Here is a 16871-nt window from a genome sequence, read left to right as displayed (position 1 = left end):
CCGGTCAGGCCGCGGGACGTTCGTCGGTGCCCGTGAACGGCGCCTGCTGCGGGGCGGACGACTTGAGCGCCGCGAGCGCGGCCAGGAAGCCGTCGCCCCAGCGCGCCACGTCGTGGTCGTCCACGATCATCGCCAGCCGCTCCGAGCGGTAAGCGGCTTCATCGGCACCCATCGTCAGCGCCTGGTACAGCGTCTCGCTCATGGCGTTGGCGTCGTAGGGATTGACCAGCAGCGCGCCGTGCAGCTCGACCGCCGCGCCGGCGAATTCCGACAGGATCAGCACCCCCGGCCGCCCCATGGCCTTGCGGGTGGCCACGTATTCCTTCGCCACCAGGTTCAGCCCGTCGCGCAGCGGCGTGATCCAGGCGATCCCGCTGGCGGCGTAGTGCGCCACCACCTCCTCGAACGGCAGCGAACGGTAGAAGTAGCGCACCGGCACCCAGTCGAGCGTGGAGAAGCGGCCGTTGATGCGGCCGACCGTGCGGTCGAGCTCCTCGCGCAGGCTGTCGTAGATCTCCATGCCGCTGGCGGCGGGGGTGACGATGTTCAGCAGCGTGACCTTGCCCAGCAGTTCCGGGTGCTGCTCCAGCATGCGCTCGTAGGCCTGCAGCTTTTCCAGCGAGCCTTTTACATAGTCGAGGCGCTCGATCGAGACGATCCCGGTGCGGCCCGCGAGATACGCGTCGATGTCGGCCACCTGCCGCTGCACGGCTTCGCTGGCGGCCAGGCGCCGGATCAGGGCGACGTCGGTGCCGACCGGATGCGCGCCCAGCGCCACGCGGCGTTCGCCGACGTCGATGGCGGTCGTCATGCGGTCGACCCCGAGCGCGCAGCCGTAGGTGAGGAAACGCGGCGCGCAAGCCACGTTGCCGAGTGACTCGAGCGGAGCGAACGAGCGCACCGCATCGACGAAGTTCTCGACGTAGCGCGGCACATGAAAGCCCACGTAGTCGCACTGCAGCAGGCTGCCGATGATGTCGCGCCGCCACGGCAGGATGTTGAACACGTCGCTCGACGGGAAGGCCGTGTGGTGGAAGAAGGCGATCGTCAGGTCCGGCCGCAGCGGGCGCAGGAAGGCCGGGACCATCCACAGGTTGTAGTCGTGGATCCAGGCGGTGGCGCCCGGCGCGGCTTCGCGCGCGGTCTGCTCGGCGAACAGGCGGTTCACTTCGAGGAATCGCTCCCAGTGCGCCTGGCGGAACTCGGCCTTGTCCGGGAACGAGAAGATGATCGGCCAGAACGCCTCTTTCGAGAACTTCTTGTAGAACAGGTCGATGTCTTCGTGGGTGAGGGGAATGCGCGCCGCCTTCAGTTGCGGGTAGGCCTGGGCGTCGACCGCGACGTGCGGCTCGAAGCCGGCGGGAGCGCGGCTGTCCTGCTGCGACCATGCCACCCATGAGCCCTTGCGTCCGCCGGCGAAGAAGCCCAGCAGGGTCGGCATGATGCCGTTCGGGCTTTTCGGGCGGCGCTGCACGGTCACGCCGTCGACCACCACTTCGTCGTAGGGCAGGCGGTGGTAGACCATCACCAGGTCGGCATCGCCGCAGGCGGGGGCCGCGCGGCTGCCGCCGTTCCCGTCGAGCGGCATGCCATGGCGCGCCAGGCCTTCGAGGATGCCGCCGCAGCCTTCGGCGGTGGCGATGTGCGCACGGGCGTTCTTGCGCACGCGCTCGACCAGGGCCGGCTCGGCGCCGCCCACCACCACGCCGCGAAAGCCCGCTTCGAACATCGACAGGTCGTTCAGGGTGTCGCCGGCGACCACCACGCTGGCCGGGTCGAAGCCGGCCCAGGCGGCCAGCCGGCGCAGTGCCGCGCCCTTGCCGACGCCGCGCGGCAGCACGTCCAGGTAGCGGCCGGCGGAGAACAGCAGGTCGCAGCCGAGCGCGGCCACTGCAGCCTGCAGCGCCGGCGTGAGCGCTTCCTCGGGAGCCAGGAACGAGCAGCGCCGTTCCTGCGGCACGCTCTGGCGCACCAGCTGCGGGAAGCCGGCCAGCGCCTTCAGCACCGCCTGGCTGCCGGGCCAGTGCGCGGTCAGTTCGTGCTGCAGCGGTTCGACCGGGCGCAGGTCGCCGTGCACGATGGTGGCGCCGACGTCCGCAATGATGTAGTGCGGCTTCGGGATCGTCGGGTCGCTCAGCAGCGGGATCACGGTCTCGAGTCCGCGGCCGGTGACGAACACCAGCGTGGCGCCTGGAAGCACACCCGTAAACAGGTCGCGCACGCGGCGCCGGGCTTCATGGGTGCCGGCCAGCAGTGTGCCGTCGAGGTCGGTGGCGAGCACCAGGCGGGCGGGGTCGAGCGGGCGGGACCAGCGTTGCGAGTCGATTACTACAGTCATGCGTCATCCTTTTCAGTAGGCCGCCATGGCGCGGTGCGTGCGCATCGCTGCCGGCGGGCCGGGTCTGGGCATGGGGCGGGGCCGGGGAGGCGTCCATGCCGGGGAAGGGCAGCGCGCGCGCTGCCTGCGAAGAAATGAGGGGGCGAAGCTGCCGCCCATGGCCGGGCGAGAGGAGGTCCGGCACCAAAAGCATTTGTACAATAGCATTTCGAGTCGGCATCGACAACCCGCAATCTGTTCCCGGTGGCGGGCACGGATTGCGCCATCGAAAAAAAGCTATTGCAAAATCCAGCACACGCTACGTATAATGCGGCTCCCCGGGCGGTTAGTTCAGCTGGTTAGAATACTTGGTCGACATCCAAGGGGTCGCAGGTTCGAATCCTGCACCGCCCACCAGACTTCCAGATCGCAGGCTCCCAGTAATGGTTGTAGCCTGCAGAGAAAAGGCGCAGCGGTGTGCCTTTTCTGTGCTGACCAGCAGGTCAGATTCCTCGCTCTCTCCAGGACACTGCGGAAAACGCAACAGGCCGAGGTCACCTCGATTTATCCTGTTGCGCCGTTGCCGTTTGCGCGCTATACTAGCCGGCTTCGGTATGGGCATGTCTTTTTTTAGCCCATGCTTTTTTAGTAGTACTAATTAGCCCCGCCCAATCGTAGGTGGGAATGGAGAAAAAATGAGCCTGGGCCTCCTCGGTCGCAAGGTTGGCATGATGCGTATCTTCACGGATGACGGCGATTCGATCCCTGTCACCGTGCTGGACGTGTCCAACAACCGTGTTGCGCAAGTCAAAACCCCTGAAACTGACGGTTACACTGCAGTTCAGGTCGTCTTCGGTCAACGTCGCGCCTCGCGCGTGAACAAGGCCGCTGCCGGCCACTACGCCAAAGCTGGCGTCGAAGCTGGCACGATGCTGCGTGAATTCCGCATCGATTCCACCAAAGCCGCTGAACTCAAAGCCGGCGACACCATCAATGCTTCGATGTTCGAAGTGGGCCAGAAAATCGACGTGCAGGGCACCTCGATCGGTAAGGGCTACGCCGGTACCATCAAGCGTTACAACTTTGCTTCGGGTCGTCAGACCCACGGTAACTCGCGTTCGCACAACGTTCCTGGCTCCATCGGTATGGCGCAGGATCCGGGCCGCGTGTTCCCGGGCAAGCGCATGACCGGTCACATGGGCGACGTTACCGTCACCACCCAGAACCTGGAAATCGCCCGCATCGACGCTGACCGTCAACTGCTGCTCGTGAAGGGTGCCGTTCCTGGCGCCAAGAACGGCCAGGTGATCGTCAAGCCGGCTGTCAAAACCAAAGCCAAGAAAGGAGCCTAAAGTATGGAACTCCAGCTCCTGAATGAGCAAGGTCAAGCTGGCGCCGGCGTTGCAGCTGCCGACACTGTGTTCGGCCGCGAATACAACGAAGCCCTGATCCACCAGATCGTGGTCGCCTACGCCGCCAACGCGCGCAGCGGCAACCGCAAGCAGAAAGACCGTGAAGAAGTCCATCACACCACCAAGAAGCCATGGCGCCAAAAAGGTACCGGCCGCGCTCGTGCTGGTATGTCGTCGTCGCCTCTGTGGCGCGGCGGTGGTCGCATCTTCCCGAACACCCCGGACGAGAACTTCTCGCACAAGGTCAACAAGAAGATGTTCCGCGCAGGTATCTGCTCGATCTTCTCGCAGCTGGCCCGCGAAGGCCGCCTGAACGTTGTCGAAAACCTGTCGATCGAAGCGCCGAAGACCAAGCTGCTGTCGCAAAAGCTGCAGGGCATGGGCCTCGAATCGGTCCTGGTGATCACCGACACCATCGATGAAAACCTGCTGCTGGCATCGCGCAACCTGCCGAACGTGCTCGTCGTCGAGCCGAAGGCGGCCGACCCGATGTCGCTGGTGTTCTACAAAAAAGTCCTGGTCACCAAAGCAGCACTGGCCAAGATCGAGGAGATGTACGCATGAGCACCGCAATCAAATTCAGCGAAGAGCGCCTGATGAAGGTGCTGCTGGCTCCGGTCATTTCCGAAAAGGCGACCTTCGTCGCTGAAAAGAACGAACAGATCGTGTTCAAGGTTCTGCCGGATGCGACCAAGCCGGAAATCAAGGCTGCCGTCGAACTGCTGTTCAAGGTCGAAGTGGAATCGGTGCAAACCGTGAACCGCGAAGGCAAGCAGAAGCGTTCGGGCCGTTTCACCGGTCGCCGCAACCACACCAAGCGTGCTTTCGTGTGCCTGAAGCCGGGCCAGGAAATCAATTTTGTCGAGGAGGCTAAATAATGGCACTCGTAAAGATGAAGCCAACCTCCCCAGGCCGCCGCGGCATGGTGAAGGTTGTGAACAGCGACCTGTACAAAGGCCGTCCGTTCGCAGCCCTGGTTGAAAAGAAATCGAAGACTGCTGGCCGTAACAACAACGGTCACATCACCACCCGCCACATCGGCGGTGGCCACAAGCACCACTACCGCCTGGTTGACTTCAAGCGCAACAAGGACGGCATCCCGGCCAAGGTCGAGCGTATCGAATACGACCCGAACCGCACCGCGCACATCGCTCTGGTGTGCTACGCGGACGGTCACCGTGCGTACATCATCGCCACCAAGGGCATGGCTGTGGGCGACACCGTCATGAACGGCTCGGAAGCGCCGATCAAGGCCGGTAACTGCCTGCCGATCCGCAACATCCCGGTCGGTACCGTGATGAACTGCGTCGAAATGCTGCCGGGCAAAGGCGCACAGATGGCCCGCACCGCCGGCGCCGCTGTCGTGCTGATGGCCCGTGAAGGCACCTACGCCCAGGTTCGCCTGCGCTCGGGTGAAGTCCGTCGCGTGCACATCGAGTGCCGTGCAACCGTGGGCGAAGTCGGCAATGCCGAGCACAGCCTGCGCAAGATCGGTAAGGCCGGTGCGATGCGTTGGCGCGGTGTGCGTCCGACCGTCCGCGGTGTCGTCATGAACCCGATCGACCACCCGCACGGTGGTGGTGAAGGTCGTACGGCAGCGGGTCGTCACCCGGTGTCGCCATGGGGCCAGCAGACCAAGGGCAAGAAGACGCGTTCGAACAAGCGCACTTCGTCGATGATCGTCTCGCGCCGCGGCAAGAAATAAGGGATAACACATGACTCGTTCATTGAAAAAAGGGCCGTTCGTTGACGCCCACCTGGTGAAGAAGGTCGAAGCCGCGCAAGCGACCAAAGACAAGAAGCCAGTCAAAACCTGGTCGCGCCGCTCGACGATCACTCCTGACTTCATCGGTCTGACCATCGCCGTGCACAACGGCAAGGTCCACGTGCCGGTGTACGTCTCGGAGAACATGGTCGGCCACAAGCTCGGCGAATTCGCGCTGACCCGTACGTTCAAGGGCCACGCTGCTGACAAGAAGGCGAAACGATAATGGAAACTAAAGCAATCCTCAAAGGCGTTCGCCTGTCGGAACAGAAGGGTCGCCTCGTTGCAGACCTGATCCGAGGCAAGAAAGTTGACGCAGCACTCAACATTCTGCAGTTCAGCCCGAAGAAGGGCGCGACCATCATCAAGAAGGTTCTGGAGTCGGCAATCGCCAACGCGGAACACAACGATGGCGCCGACATCGACGAGCTGAAGGTCGTGCAGATCTACGTTGAAAAGGGCCCGATCCTGAAGCGCTTCACCGCACGTGCGAAGGGCCGCGGCGATCGCATTTCGAAACAATCCTGTCACATCTACGTGACTGTCGGTAACTAAGGGGTCACACGATGGGTCAGAAAATCCACCCAACCGGCTTCCGCCTGGCGGTCACCCGTAACTGGGCATCGCGCTGGTACGCTGGCAACGGCAACTTCGCCGAAATGCTGAAGGAAGACCTGGAAGCTCGCGCTTTCCTGAAGAAGAAGCTGAAGAACGCTTCGGTCGGCCGCATCGTCATCGAGCGTCCGGCCAAGAACGCGCGCTTCACCGTGTTCAGCTCGCGTCCTGGCGTCGTGATCGGCAAGAAGGGCGAAGACATCGAAGTGCTGAAGTCGTCGCTGACCAAGATCATGGGCGTGCCGGTCCACGTGAACATCGAAGAAATCCGCAAGCCGGAAATCGATGCGCAACTGATCGCCGACTCGATCTCGCAGCAGCTCGAAAAGCGCATCATGTTCCGCCGCGCGATGAAGCGTGCGATGCAGAACGCCATGCGCCTGGGCGCACAAGGCATCAAGATCATGTCGTCGGGCCGCCTGAATGGCATCGAGATCGCACGTACCGAATGGTACCGCGAAGGCCGTGTGCCTCTGCACACCCTGCGCGCCGATATCGACTACGGCACCAGCGAAGCATCGACCACCTACGGCATCATCGGCGTCAAGGTGTGGGTCTACAAGGGCGATCGTTCGGCAACGGGCGAAGCACCAGTGATCGACACCCCGGCCGACGAGAAGAAGCCACGTGGTCCGCGTCGTGACGATGGCAAGCCAGCCGGCCGTGGCCGTCCGGGCGCCAAACCAGGAGCCGCTCCAGCAGGTCGTCGCGCCGCTGCCAAGCCGGCTGAGAAAGCAGGAGAATAAAGATGCTGCAGCCATCCCGCAGAAAGTATCGTAAAGAGCAGAAGGGCCGTAACACCGGCATCTCGCACACCCGCGGCACCTCGGTGTCGTTCGGCGAATTCGGCCTGAAGGCAGTTGCCCGCGGCCGTATCACCGCACGCCAGATCGAAGCGGCGCGTCGCGCGATGACCCGTCACATCAAGCGTGGCGGCCGTATCTGGATCCGTATCTTCCCGGACAAGCCGATCTCGAACAAGCCGGCCGAAGTCCGTATGGGTAACGGTAAGGGTAACCCGGAGTACTACGTCGCTGAAATCCAGCCAGGCAAGGTCCTGTACGAGATGGACGGCGTTGCTGAAGAACTGGCGCGCGAAGCGTTCCGCCTGGCCGCTGCCAAACTGCCGCTGGCGACCACTTTCGTGGTCCGTCAAGTCGGCCAATAACAGGAGTTGAATATGAAAGCATCGGAACTCCGCGGCAAGGACCAGGAAGCGCTGCAAAAGGAGCTGAATGAGCTGCTGAAGGCCCAGTTCGGCCTGCGCATGCAAATCGCTACCCAGCAGCTGGGCAATACCGCGCAGCTCAAGAAAGTACGTCGCGACATCGCGCGTGTGAAGACTGTGATGAACTCGAAGGAAGCCAAATGAACGACACCACTAAAACGGCGCTGAAGCGTACGCTGGTCGGCAAGGTCGTGTCCGACAAGATGGACAAGACGGTAACCGTCCTGATCGAGCGTCACGTGAAGCACCCGCTGTACGGCAAGATCATCGTGCGTTCGAACAAGTACCACGCGCACGACGAAACCAACCAGGTCAAGACCGGCGACACGGTCGAGATCACGGAAGGTCGCCCGATCTCGAAGACGAAGGCCTGGACCGTGACCCGTGTTGTGCAGGAAGCACAGGTCATCTAAGCCTTAAAATTTGTCTTGCGTGGCCCGCTGGTATCTGTGATACTAGCGGGCTTCGTTCATGTGTTGCCGCAGTTTGTATTCCTCGGTAACTGCGGCCTGTAACGAATGGAAAGTCCATCACCCAAACGTATTGCTCCAGCAGGGGCGGTGCGGCGGGACCAAGACTGACCGCAGGCCCACGGTTTCCGTGGGGTTTTCTACGGCTTAAGTTGGGAAAGAAAATACTATGATTCAAACCGAAAGCCGGCTCGAAGTGGCCGACAACACCGGTGCCAAGGAAGTTCTGTGCATCAAGGTGTTGGGCGGCTCGAAGCGCCGTTATGCGAGCATTGGCGACATCATCAAGGTCACCGTGAAGGTGGCTGCGCCGCGTGGTCGCGTCAAGAAGGGCGAAATTTACAACGCCGTGGTTGTGCGTACCGCTAAAGGTGTGCGCCGCCAGGACGGTTCCCTGGTCAAGTTCGACGGCAATGCCGCTGTCCTTCTGAACGCCAAGCTGGAGCCGATCGGCACCCGTATCTTCGGACCGGTCACGCGCGAACTGCGTACCGAGAAGTTCATGAAGATCGTGTCGCTGGCACCTGAAGTTCTGTAAGGAGTCGACATGGATAAGATTCGTAAAAACGACGAAGTCATCGTTTTGGCCGGTAAGGACAAGGGCAAGCGTGGCGTCGTTCAGAAGCGTGTAGACGCTGAGCACGTCATCGTTGAAGGCGTCAACGTCGCTAAGAAAGCGACCAAGCCGAACCCGATGACCGGTGTTACTGGTGGTATCGTCGACAAGACTATGCCGATTCACGTGTCGAACGTCGCGCTGTTCAACGCTGCGACCGGCAAGGCAGATCGCGTTGGCTTCAAGGATGTGGACGGCAAAAAAGTCCGCGTCTTCAAGTCGAACGGCGAAGTAGTGAAGGGGTAAGATAAATGGCCCGTCTCCAACAAATTTACAAAGACAAAGTCGTCGCCGAGCTGACCGAGAAATTCGGTTACAAGTCGATCATGGAAGTCCCGCGCCTGACCAAGATCACCCTGAACATGGGTCTGTCGGAAGCAGTCGCCGACAAGAAGATCATCGAGCACGCAACTGGCGACCTGACCAAGATCGCCGGCCAGAAGCCGGTCGTGACCAAGGCGCGCAAGGCAATCGCAGGTTTCAAGATCCGCGAAGGCTACCCGATCGGTGCGATGGTCACCCTGCGTGGCAACCGCATGTACGAATTCCTGGACCGTTTCATCACCGTGGCCCTGCCGCGCGTGCGTGACTTCCGTGGCGTGAACGGCAAGTCGTTCGACGGCCGTGGCAACTACAACATCGGCGTCAAAGAGCAAATCATCTTCCCGGAAATCGATTACGACAAGATCGATGCGCTGCGTGGCATGAACATCTCGATCACCACGACCGCTAAGACCGACGAAGAAGCCAAAGCGCTGCTCGCCGCCTTCAAATTCCCGTTCAGGAACTAAGAGCATGGCAAAACTTGCACTGATTAACCGCGAACAGAAGCGTGCAGACCTGGTGGAGAAATTCGCCGCAAAGCGTGCAGCTCTGAAAGCGATCATCAACGACCAGTCGAAGTCGGAAGAAGAGCGTTACGAAGCGCGCCTGAAACTGCAGGCACTGCCGCGCAACTCGGCCCCGACCCGCCAGCGTAACCGCTGCGCCATGACCGGCCGTCCACGTGGCACTTTCCGTAAATTCGGTCTTGCCCGCACCAAGCTCCGCGAATTCGCCATGAAAGGCGAAATCCCGGGTATGACCAAAGCTAGCTGGTAATAGGAGAATAAGCAATGAGTATGAGCGATCCTATCGCCGATATGCTGACCCGCATTCGCAACGCACAAGTTGTCCAGAAAACCACGGTCGCAATGCCGTCGTCCAAAGTCAAGGTTGCCATTGCCAACGTCCTGAAGGACGAGGGTTACATTGAAGATTTCGCCGTGTCCACCGAAGGTGGCAAGTCGGAACTGAAAATCGGTTTGAAGTATTACACCGGCCGTCCGGTCATCGAGCGCATCGAGCGCGTGTCCCGTCCTGGCCTGCGCGTCTACAAGGGCAAGAACGAAATCCCGTCGGTCATGAATGGCCTGGGCGTGGCAATCGTCTCGACCCCGCAAGGCGTCATGACTGACCGCAAAGCACGTGCTACCGGCGTCGGTGGCGAAGTGCTGTGCTACGTGGCTTAAGGAGTAGACATGTCTCGAGTAGCTAAGATGCCAATCGCTGTCCCGGCAGGTACCGATGTCGCGATCACCGCGTCGTCGATCACCGTCAAGGGCCCGCTCGGCACCCTGACCCAGCCGCTGAACGGCCTGGTCAAAGTGGAAAACAACAACGGCACGCTGACTTTCGACGTGGTGGACGATTCGCGTGAATCGAACGCCATGTCGGGCACCCTGCGCGCCCTGGTCAACAACATGGTTACCGGCGTCACCAAGGGCTTCGAGAAGAAGCTGAACCTGGTGGGCGTGGGCTACAAGGCAGCTGTGCAGGGCAACGCCCTGAACCTGTCGCTGGGCTTCTCGCACCCGGTGCTGCACGCGATGCCGGAAGGCGTCACCGCGGTCACCCCGACCCCGACCGAAATCGTGATCAAGGGTATCGATCGCCAGAAGGTCGGCCAGACCGCCGCTGAAGTGCGCGCTTACCGCTCGCCTGAGCCTTACAAGGGCAAGGGCGTCCGTTATTCGGACGAAGTGGTGAAGCTTAAAGAAACCAAGAAGAAATAATCGGAGCTGACATGGACAAGAAACAATCGCGTCTGCGTCGCGGACGTCAAACCCGCATCAAGATCGCCCAGCTGGGCGTGAACCGCCTGTCGGTTCACCGCACCAACCTGCACATCTATGCGAACCTGATCAGCCCGGACGCAAAGGTGCTGGTGTCGGCTTCGACGCTGGAAGCAGAAGTGCGTGCTGAACTGGCTGGCAAGACCGGCGCCGGCGGCAACGCCGCAGCCGCTGCCCTGGTTGGCAAGCGCGTCGCTGAAAAAGCACTGAAAGCAGGAATCACCGAAGTTGCGTTCGACCGCTCGGGTTTCCGTTACCACGGCCGTGTGAAGGCGCTGGCAGAAGCCGCGCGTGAAGCCGGTCTGAAGTTCTAAGGAAGAATCGTCATGGCAAAAATGCAAGCGAAAATGGCAAGCGACAAGCCGGATGATGGCATGCGCGAAAAAATGATCGCGATCAACCGCGTCACCAAGGTGGTGAAGGGTGGTCGTATCATGGGTTTTGCAGCGCTGACCGTTGTCGGTGACGGCGATGGCCGCATCGGCATGGGCAAAGGCAAGTCGAAGGAAGTTCCTGTCGGCGTGCAGAAGGCAATGGAAGAAGCCCGCCGCAACCTGATCAAGGTGCCCCTCAAGAACGGTACGCTGCACCACACCGTCACCGGCCGCCACGGCGCGTCGCGCGTGATGATGTCGCCGGCCAAGCCGGGTACCGGCGTGATCGCTGGTGGCGCAATGCGCGCTATCTTCGAGGTGATGGGCGTGACCGACGTCGTCGCCAAGTCGACCGGTTCGTCGAACCCGTACAACCTGGTTCGCGCGACCCTCGACGGTCTGGCAAAAATGAGCACTCCGGCTGACATCGCTGCCAAGCGCGGCAAGTCGGTTGAAGACATCCTGGGTTAAGGGGAACAAACATGGCAAACACTGTCAAAGTCAAGCTCGTCAAGGGCCTGATCGGTACCCGTCAGGATCACCGTGCCACCGTGCGCGGCCTGGGTCTGCGTCGTGTCAACTCGGTTTCCGAGCTGCAGGACACCCCGTCCGTGCGTGGCATGATCAACAAAGTCGCGTACCTCGTTAAAGTTGTTTCGTAAGCCGCGGCTTACGTACGGAGAAATCAATGGAACTCAATACCATTCAACCAGCTGACGGCGCCAAGCACGCGAAGCGTCGCGTTGGCCGCGGTATCGGCTCGGGCCTGGGCAAGACTGCCGGCCGCGGTCACAAGGGTCAGAAATCGCGTTCGGGCGGCTTCCACAAAGTCGGCTTCGAAGGCGGTCAGATGCCTCTGCAGCGCCGCCTGCCGAAGCGTGGCTTCAAGTCGCTGAACGCGACCTTCAAGGCGGAAGTGCGCCTGTCGGACCTGAACAACCTGGCTGTCGGCGAAATCGACATCCTGGTGCTCAAGGCAGCAGGCATCCTGCCGGTGGTGGCACGCGACGTGCGCGTCATCCTGTCGGGCGAGATCACCAAAGCGGTGACGCTCAAGGGCCTGAAGGCAACCGCCGGCGCGAAGGCGGCGATCGAAGCAGCTGGCGGTTCGGTCGCTTAATTGCGGCCCTGCCTGATCGGAGCAAAAATTGGCGACTAATTCACAACTTGGTAAAAGCGCCGCTTCCGGCTTCCCTTGGAACCGGCTGTGGTTTTTGCTTGGCGCATTGGTCGTATACCGCATCGGTGCTCATATCCCGGTCCCCGGGATTGACCCGGTGCAGCTGGCAGCGCTGTTCAAGCAGAACGAAGGCGGCATCCTGGGCATGTTCAACATGTTCTCGGGCGGCGCCTTGTCCCGCTTTACCGTGTTCGCCCTCGGCATCATGCCTTACATTTCGGCTTCGATCATCATGCAGCTTGCATCGATCGTCTCGCCGCAACTCGAGGCGCTGAAGAAAGAGGGCGAAGCCGGCCGCCGCAAGATCACCCAGTACACCCGTTACTTCACGGTGGCACTGGCTCTGTTCCAGGCGTTCGGTATCGCGGTTGCGCTCGAGTCGCAGCCTGGTCTCGTGCTCGATCCGGGCATGGGCTTCCGCTTCGTCACGGTCGTGACGCTCCTGACCGGCACCATGTTCCTCATGTGGCTGGGCGAGCAGATTACCGAGCGCGGCATTGGCAACGGTATTTCGATCATCATTTTTGCCGGTATCGCAGCAGGTCTGCCGTCGGCCCTGGGTGGCCTGTTCACCCTGGTTTCGAACGGTTCGATCAGCAGCATCTCCGCGATCATCATCGTGATCCTGGTGGCAGCGGTAACGTATGCCGTCGTGTTCGTGGAACGCGGGCAGCGCAAGATCCTGGTCAATTACGCTAAACGCCAGGTCGGCAACAAGATCTACGGTGGCCAAACCAGCCACCTGCCCTTGAAGCTGAACATGGCCGGCGTGATTCCGCCGATCTTCGCCTCGTCGATCATCCTGTTCCCGGCGACGATCGTCGACTGGTTCACGCGCGGCAAGGACTCCACGAGCCCGGTTATCGGGTTCCTGAAGGACCTTGCAGCGTCGATGGCACCGGGCGAGCCGATCCACGCGTTGCTGTATGCGGTGGCGATCATTTTCTTCTGCTTCTTCTACACGGCGCTGGTATTCAACAGCAAGGAAACGGCGGACAACTTGAAGAAGAGCGGCGCATTCGTTCCGGGCATCCGTCCGGGCGAGCAGACTGCCCGCTACATCGACAAGATCCTGATGCGCCTGACCCTGGCCGGTGCGGTCTACATCACCCTGGTGTGCCTGGTGCCGGAGTTCATGACCTCGCAGTGGAAAGTGCCTTTCTACTTCGGTGGCACGTCGCTCCTCATCGTTGTGGTGGTGACGATGGACTTCATGGCACAAGTGCAGAACTACGTCATGTCGCAACAGTACGACTCATTGTTGCGGAAGGCTAACTTCAAGGGCGGGATTCCGTCGCGATAAGCGGGGAAGGCATAGACCGAATGGCAAAAGACGACGTCATCCAAATGCAAGGGGAGATTCTCGAGAATCTCCCGAACGCAACATTTCGCGTGAAGCTGGAAAACGGGCACGTGGTTCTAGGACATATCTCGGGTAAAATGCGCATGAATTACATCCGCATTCTCCCGGGTGACAAGGTAACGGTGGAGTTGACCCCGTACGACCTGTCCCGGGCCCGCATTGTGTTCCGCACCAAGTAAAAATCATCAAAGTAAACGAACCGAAGAGAGTGCAAAATGAAAGTTAACGCTTCAGTCAAGCGGATCTGCCGCAACTGCAAGATCATCAAGCGCAAGGGCGTGGTCCGTGTGATCTGCGTCGAGCCGCGTCACAAGCAGCGTCAAGGTTAATTTCGAGGAATAACGAATGGCACGTATTGCAGGGGTTAACATCCCAAATCATCAGCACACCGTGATCGGCCTGACGGCGATCTACGGCATCGGCCGTCCGCGTTCGCAGAAGATCTGCGACGCGACCGGCATCGCTACCAACAAGAAGGTCAAGGACCTCGACGATAACGAACTCGAGAAGCTGCGTGACGAAGTTGCGAAGTTTGTCGTGGAAGGCGACCTGCGCCGCGAACTGTCCATGAACATCAAGCGTCTGATGGACCTGGGCTGCTACCGCGGCATGCGTCACCGCAAGGGCCTGCCAGTGCGCGGTCAGCGTACCCGCACCAATGCACGTACCCGCAAGGGCCCGCGCAAGGCAGCTCAATCGCTCAAGAAATAATCTAGGAACCGACCATGGCCAAGCAACAGAGCAGCGCAGCCGCAGCAGCAGCCCGCGCACGCAAGAAAGTCAAGAAGAACGTCGCCGAGGGCATCGCCCACGTGCACGCGTCCTTCAACAACACGATCATCACGATCACCGACCGTCAGGGCAATGCCCTGTCGTGGGCAACCTCCGGCGGCGCCGGCTTCAAGGGTTCGCGCAAATCGACCCCGTTCGCAGCGCAGGTTGCTGCCGAAGCCGCAGGCAAGGTCGCTCAGGAGTCGGGCGTGAAGAACCTGGAAGTGCGCATCAAGGGCCCAGGCCCGGGCCGTGAATCGGCTGTGCGTGCACTGAACAACCTGGGCATCAAGATTACCGAGATCCAGGACGTTACCCCGGTTCCGCACAACGGCTGCCGTCCGCCGAAGCGTCGTCGTATCTAATCGATACTTCGTGCTGGCAGTTGGCGGTCTCCGGACCGCTGACTGTGGCGAAAAGCCATCATACGGGGCCTTGCGCCCCGTTGTGTTTTACGAGATTGGCCGGTGCAGTGCCCTGAAAATGGGTTATACTGCCCGGCTCTTGTCGTCTGCCGTTCATACGGCCGGCGTTTTTTCAAGCCACGTCCGCTCTCCCTGCAGAAGCGGACTAGCGCCTGCCGCATCGCCTGCGATGCCTCTGGGGCGTGATTTAATTTATAAAGGTATTCAACGTGGCACGTTATATCGGACCAAAAGCAAAACTGTCGCGCCGTGAAGGCACCGACCTGTTCCTGAAGAGCGCACGCCGCTCGCTCGATTCGAAGTGCAAACTGGACGTCAAGCCAGGCCAGCACGGCGTCAAGTCGGGTGCCCGCACCTCGGACTACGGCAACCAGTTGCGTGAAAAGCAGAAGGTCAAGCGTATCTACGGCGTGCTCGAGCGCCAGTTCCGCCGCTACTTCGCAGAAGCGTCGCGTCGCAAGGGCAACACCGGCGAAACCCTGCTGAAGCTGCTGGAATCGCGCCTGGACAACGTCTGCTACCGCATGGGCTTCGGCTCGACCCGCGCCGAAGCGCGCCAGCTGGTGAGCCACAAGGCCTTCACCGTCAACGGCCAGGTCGTGAACATCGCTTCGTACCAGGTCAAGACCGGCGACGTCATCGCCGTGCGCGAAAAGGCCAAGAAGCAAGTGCGTATCCAGGAAGCCCTGTCGCTGGCTGAACAAGTCGGCATGCCGGCCTGGGTGTCGGTTGACAGCAAGAAGATGGAAGGCACCTTCCGTTCGTTCCCGGAACGTAACGAAATCGCTGCTGACGTCAACGAAGCGCTGATCGTCGAACTGTACTCGCGTTAATCGACTTCGTCGCGGTCCTGCCGCGACGAAGTCGTCCCCGCGAAGGCGGGGATCCAATTTTTGGTGGCTTAGCCGCGAGAAATTGGGTTCCCGCCTCCGCGGGAACGACGTGGTGGTGTGCGAGCGCAGCAAGCACGGCTTGGCCTCGCAACGAAGACGATTCGCAAGAATCCGATTTCTCCACACCGTCGTTCATCGAATCCGTATCACCGCCTGCTCCCCAGCAGGCGCTTTCTTTTTTTATTAATGCCATCAGCCTTATCGGTGTAACGAGCCGAGGGTATTGAAAAGGACATTTCATGCAAAACAGTCTGTTGAAACCACGTATCATCGATGTCGAAGCACTCGGCGCCGGCCACGCGAAAGTCGTGATGGAGCCGTTCGAGCGTGGTTATGGCCACACCCTGGGCAACGCGCTGCGTCGCGTGCTGCTGTCGTCGATGGTCGGCTACGCGCCGACCGAAGTGACGATCGCCGGTGTCGTGCACGAGTACTCGTCGCTGGACGGCGTGCAGGAAGACGTCGTCGACCTGCTGCTGAACCTGAAGGGCGTGGTGTTCAAGGTGCACAACCGTGATTCCGTCACCCTGACCCTGAAGAAGGAAGGCGAGGGCGCGGTGCTGGCTTCGGACATCGACCTGCCGCATGATGTGGAACTGATCAACCCGGATCACGTGATCGCCCACCTGACCGCCGGTGGCAAGCTCGACATGCAGATCAAGGTCGAGAAGGGCCGCGGCTATGTGCCGGGCAACGTGCGCCGCCTGTCGGAAGACACCAACAAGACCATTGGCCGCATCATCCTGGACGCCTCGTTCTCGCCGGTGCGCCGCGTGTCGTACGCGGTGGAATCGGCCCGTGTCGAACAGCGTACCGACCTGGACAAGCTGATCATCAACATCGAGACCAACGGCGTCATCACCCCGGAAGAAGCGATCCGTCAATCGGCGCGCGTCCTGGTGGACCAGCTGAACGTGTTCGCCGCCCTGGAAGGCACCGAAGCCGCCGCCGAAGCACCGTCGCGCGCCCCGCTGGTCGATCCGATCCTGCTGCGTCCGGTGGACGACCTGGAACTGACCGTCCGTTCGGCAAACTGCCTGAAGGCCGAGAACATCTATTACATCGGCGACCTGATCCAGCGTTCGGAAAACGAGCTGCTGAAGACCCCGAACCTGGGCCGCAAGTCGCTCAACGAGATCAAGGAAGTCCTCGCGTCGCGCGGCCTGACCCTCGGCATGAAGCTGGAAAACTGGCCGCCTGCTGGCCTCGAGAAGTAAGCTCGATAAACCTGCTGCGCGGGCACATTTCGGGTCTGCGATGCTCGCCGTACCGTAAGTATGGCTGCGCTTCTCGACCCGAACTGAGCCCGCTCGCTACGGTTTCTCGAG

The 16871-nt window shown here is 60.9% G+C and carries 28 protein-coding genes and 1 tRNA gene; 28 read left to right on the top strand and 1 reads right to left on the bottom strand.

The genetic code is table 11. The features are described from left to right. Positions 1-4 precede the first annotated feature (4 nt). Positions 5-2338 (bottom strand): glucosylglycerol-phosphate synthase, encoded by a 2334-nt coding sequence (gene ggpS, locus ACFFJK_RS06545; RefSeq protein ID WP_379678362.1) that lies wholly within the window; start codon positions 2336-2338, stop codon positions 5-7. Positions 2339-2657: 319 nt separating this feature from the next. On the opposite strand from ggpS, the gene ACFFJK_RS06540 reads away from it, so the two are divergent. The 28 genes from ACFFJK_RS06540 (at position 2658) to ACFFJK_RS06405 (ending at position 16760) form a co-directional block, all read left to right on the top strand. Then, positions 2658-2734: transfer RNA gene (locus ACFFJK_RS06540), tRNA-Val, on the top strand. A 278-nt stretch (positions 2735-3012) separates the two neighbouring features. Then, the gene (gene rplC, locus ACFFJK_RS06535; protein ID WP_036246294.1) at positions 3013-3669 is read left to right on the top strand and encodes a 50S ribosomal protein L3; all 657 of its coding nucleotides are present in this window, start codon (positions 3013-3015) and stop codon (positions 3667-3669) included. A 3-nt stretch (positions 3670-3672) separates the two neighbouring features. Next, positions 3673-4293, top strand: coding sequence for a 50S ribosomal protein L4 (gene rplD / locus ACFFJK_RS06530; RefSeq protein WP_379678360.1), 621 nt, complete (start codon positions 3673-3675; stop codon positions 4291-4293). Then, positions 4290-4607 (top strand): 50S ribosomal protein L23, encoded by a 318-nt coding sequence (gene rplW / locus ACFFJK_RS06525; protein ID WP_277485978.1) that lies wholly within the window; start codon positions 4290-4292, stop codon positions 4605-4607. Before rplD ends, rplW begins: the two co-directional genes overlap by 4 nt. Next, positions 4607-5434, top strand: coding sequence for a 50S ribosomal protein L2 (gene rplB, locus ACFFJK_RS06520; protein ID WP_379678358.1), 828 nt, complete (start codon positions 4607-4609; stop codon positions 5432-5434). Before rplW ends, rplB begins: the two co-directional genes overlap by 1 nt. 10 nt (positions 5435-5444) lie before the next feature. Then, a complete protein-coding gene (gene rpsS / locus ACFFJK_RS06515; RefSeq protein ID WP_379678356.1) occupies positions 5445-5720 on the top strand; it encodes a 30S ribosomal protein S19 in 276 nt (91 codons plus the stop codon). Further along, the gene (gene rplV / locus ACFFJK_RS06510; RefSeq protein WP_171085678.1) at positions 5717-6049 is read left to right on the top strand and encodes a 50S ribosomal protein L22; all 333 of its coding nucleotides are present in this window, start codon (positions 5717-5719) and stop codon (positions 6047-6049) included. The genes rpsS and rplV overlap by 4 nt, the downstream gene beginning before the upstream one ends. Before the next feature lie 11 nt (positions 6050-6060). After that, entirely contained in the window at positions 6061-6855 is a 795-nt protein-coding gene (rpsC, locus tag ACFFJK_RS06505) for a 30S ribosomal protein S3 (RefSeq protein ID WP_379678355.1), read from the top strand. A gap of 2 nt (positions 6856-6857) precedes the next feature. Continuing rightward, a complete protein-coding gene (gene rplP / locus ACFFJK_RS06500) occupies positions 6858-7277 on the top strand; it encodes a 50S ribosomal protein L16 (RefSeq protein WP_036246288.1) in 420 nt (139 codons plus the stop codon). A gap of 12 nt (positions 7278-7289) precedes the next feature. Next, positions 7290-7481 (top strand): 50S ribosomal protein L29, encoded by a 192-nt coding sequence (rpmC, locus tag ACFFJK_RS06495; RefSeq protein ID WP_027867254.1) that lies wholly within the window; start codon positions 7290-7292, stop codon positions 7479-7481. Further along, positions 7478-7750 (top strand): 30S ribosomal protein S17, encoded by a 273-nt coding sequence (rpsQ, locus tag ACFFJK_RS06490; RefSeq protein ID WP_258826434.1) that lies wholly within the window; start codon positions 7478-7480, stop codon positions 7748-7750. Before rpmC ends, rpsQ begins: the two co-directional genes overlap by 4 nt. Positions 7751-7976: 226 nt before the next feature. Then, on the top strand, positions 7977-8345 hold the full coding sequence (gene rplN / locus ACFFJK_RS06485) for a 50S ribosomal protein L14 (RefSeq protein ID WP_005663451.1): 369 nt from the start codon (positions 7977-7979) through the stop codon (positions 8343-8345). A gap of 9 nt (positions 8346-8354) precedes the next feature. Then, positions 8355-8669, top strand: coding sequence for a 50S ribosomal protein L24 (rplX, locus tag ACFFJK_RS06480; protein WP_036208955.1), 315 nt, complete (start codon positions 8355-8357; stop codon positions 8667-8669). Between the two features lie 5 nt (positions 8670-8674). After that, positions 8675-9214 (top strand): 50S ribosomal protein L5, encoded by a 540-nt coding sequence (gene rplE, locus ACFFJK_RS06475; RefSeq protein WP_036246284.1) that lies wholly within the window; start codon positions 8675-8677, stop codon positions 9212-9214. A gap of 4 nt (positions 9215-9218) precedes the next feature. After that, positions 9219-9524, top strand: a complete 306-nt coding sequence (gene rpsN / locus ACFFJK_RS06470) for a 30S ribosomal protein S14 (protein ID WP_379678353.1) — start codon at positions 9219-9221, stop codon at positions 9522-9524. A 14-nt stretch (positions 9525-9538) separates the two neighbouring features. Beyond that, positions 9539-9934, top strand: a complete 396-nt coding sequence (rpsH, locus tag ACFFJK_RS06465) for a 30S ribosomal protein S8 (protein WP_379678352.1) — start codon at positions 9539-9541, stop codon at positions 9932-9934. 9 nt (positions 9935-9943) lie between these two features. Then, positions 9944-10477: a 50S ribosomal protein L6 gene (rplF, locus tag ACFFJK_RS06460; protein ID WP_379678351.1), complete on the top strand. Its 534-nt coding sequence runs from the start codon at positions 9944-9946 to the stop codon at positions 10475-10477. 11 nt (positions 10478-10488) lie between these two features. Continuing rightward, entirely contained in the window at positions 10489-10851 is a 363-nt protein-coding gene (rplR, locus tag ACFFJK_RS06455) for a 50S ribosomal protein L18 (protein ID WP_005663438.1), read from the top strand. 12 nt (positions 10852-10863) lie between these two features. Continuing rightward, positions 10864-11382, top strand: coding sequence for a 30S ribosomal protein S5 (gene rpsE / locus ACFFJK_RS06450; RefSeq protein ID WP_026354944.1), 519 nt, complete (start codon positions 10864-10866; stop codon positions 11380-11382). A gap of 11 nt (positions 11383-11393) precedes the next feature. Further along, the gene (rpmD, locus tag ACFFJK_RS06445) at positions 11394-11573 is read left to right on the top strand and encodes a 50S ribosomal protein L30 (RefSeq protein ID WP_036246278.1); all 180 of its coding nucleotides are present in this window, start codon (positions 11394-11396) and stop codon (positions 11571-11573) included. 26 nt (positions 11574-11599) lie between these two features. Then, a complete protein-coding gene (gene rplO, locus ACFFJK_RS06440) occupies positions 11600-12031 on the top strand; it encodes a 50S ribosomal protein L15 (RefSeq protein WP_027867246.1) in 432 nt (143 codons plus the stop codon). 28 nt (positions 12032-12059) lie between these two features. Continuing rightward, the gene (secY, locus tag ACFFJK_RS06435) at positions 12060-13394 is read left to right on the top strand and encodes a preprotein translocase subunit SecY (RefSeq protein WP_379678350.1); all 1335 of its coding nucleotides are present in this window, start codon (positions 12060-12062) and stop codon (positions 13392-13394) included. 20 nt (positions 13395-13414) lie between these two features. Next, positions 13415-13633, top strand: coding sequence for a translation initiation factor IF-1 (gene infA, locus ACFFJK_RS06430; protein WP_005663428.1), 219 nt, complete (start codon positions 13415-13417; stop codon positions 13631-13633). A gap of 36 nt (positions 13634-13669) precedes the next feature. Continuing rightward, on the top strand, positions 13670-13783 hold the full coding sequence (rpmJ, locus tag ACFFJK_RS06425; RefSeq protein ID WP_005663407.1) for a 50S ribosomal protein L36: 114 nt from the start codon (positions 13670-13672) through the stop codon (positions 13781-13783). A gap of 16 nt (positions 13784-13799) precedes the next feature. Beyond that, positions 13800-14165 (top strand): 30S ribosomal protein S13, encoded by a 366-nt coding sequence (rpsM, locus tag ACFFJK_RS06420; protein WP_036208931.1) that lies wholly within the window; start codon positions 13800-13802, stop codon positions 14163-14165. Positions 14166-14179: 14 nt separating this feature from the next. Further along, positions 14180-14590, top strand: coding sequence for a 30S ribosomal protein S11 (gene rpsK / locus ACFFJK_RS06415; RefSeq protein WP_027867243.1), 411 nt, complete (start codon positions 14180-14182; stop codon positions 14588-14590). A 269-nt stretch (positions 14591-14859) separates the two neighbouring features. Beyond that, the gene (gene rpsD / locus ACFFJK_RS06410; RefSeq protein WP_379678349.1) at positions 14860-15483 is read left to right on the top strand and encodes a 30S ribosomal protein S4; all 624 of its coding nucleotides are present in this window, start codon (positions 14860-14862) and stop codon (positions 15481-15483) included. A 299-nt stretch (positions 15484-15782) separates the two neighbouring features. After that, complete coding sequence (locus ACFFJK_RS06405; RefSeq protein WP_005663401.1) at positions 15783-16760, top strand: DNA-directed RNA polymerase subunit alpha; 978 nt, start codon at positions 15783-15785, stop codon at positions 16758-16760. Positions 16761-16871 lie beyond the last annotated feature (111 nt).

The organism is Massilia consociata, from assembly GCF_042432755.1.
In the GTDB taxonomy this organism is placed as follows: domain Bacteria; phylum Pseudomonadota; class Gammaproteobacteria; order Burkholderiales; family Burkholderiaceae_D; genus Telluria; species Telluria consociata.
Note: the sequence above shows the minus strand (reverse complement) of the source record. Positions and strands in the feature narration are given on the sequence as shown.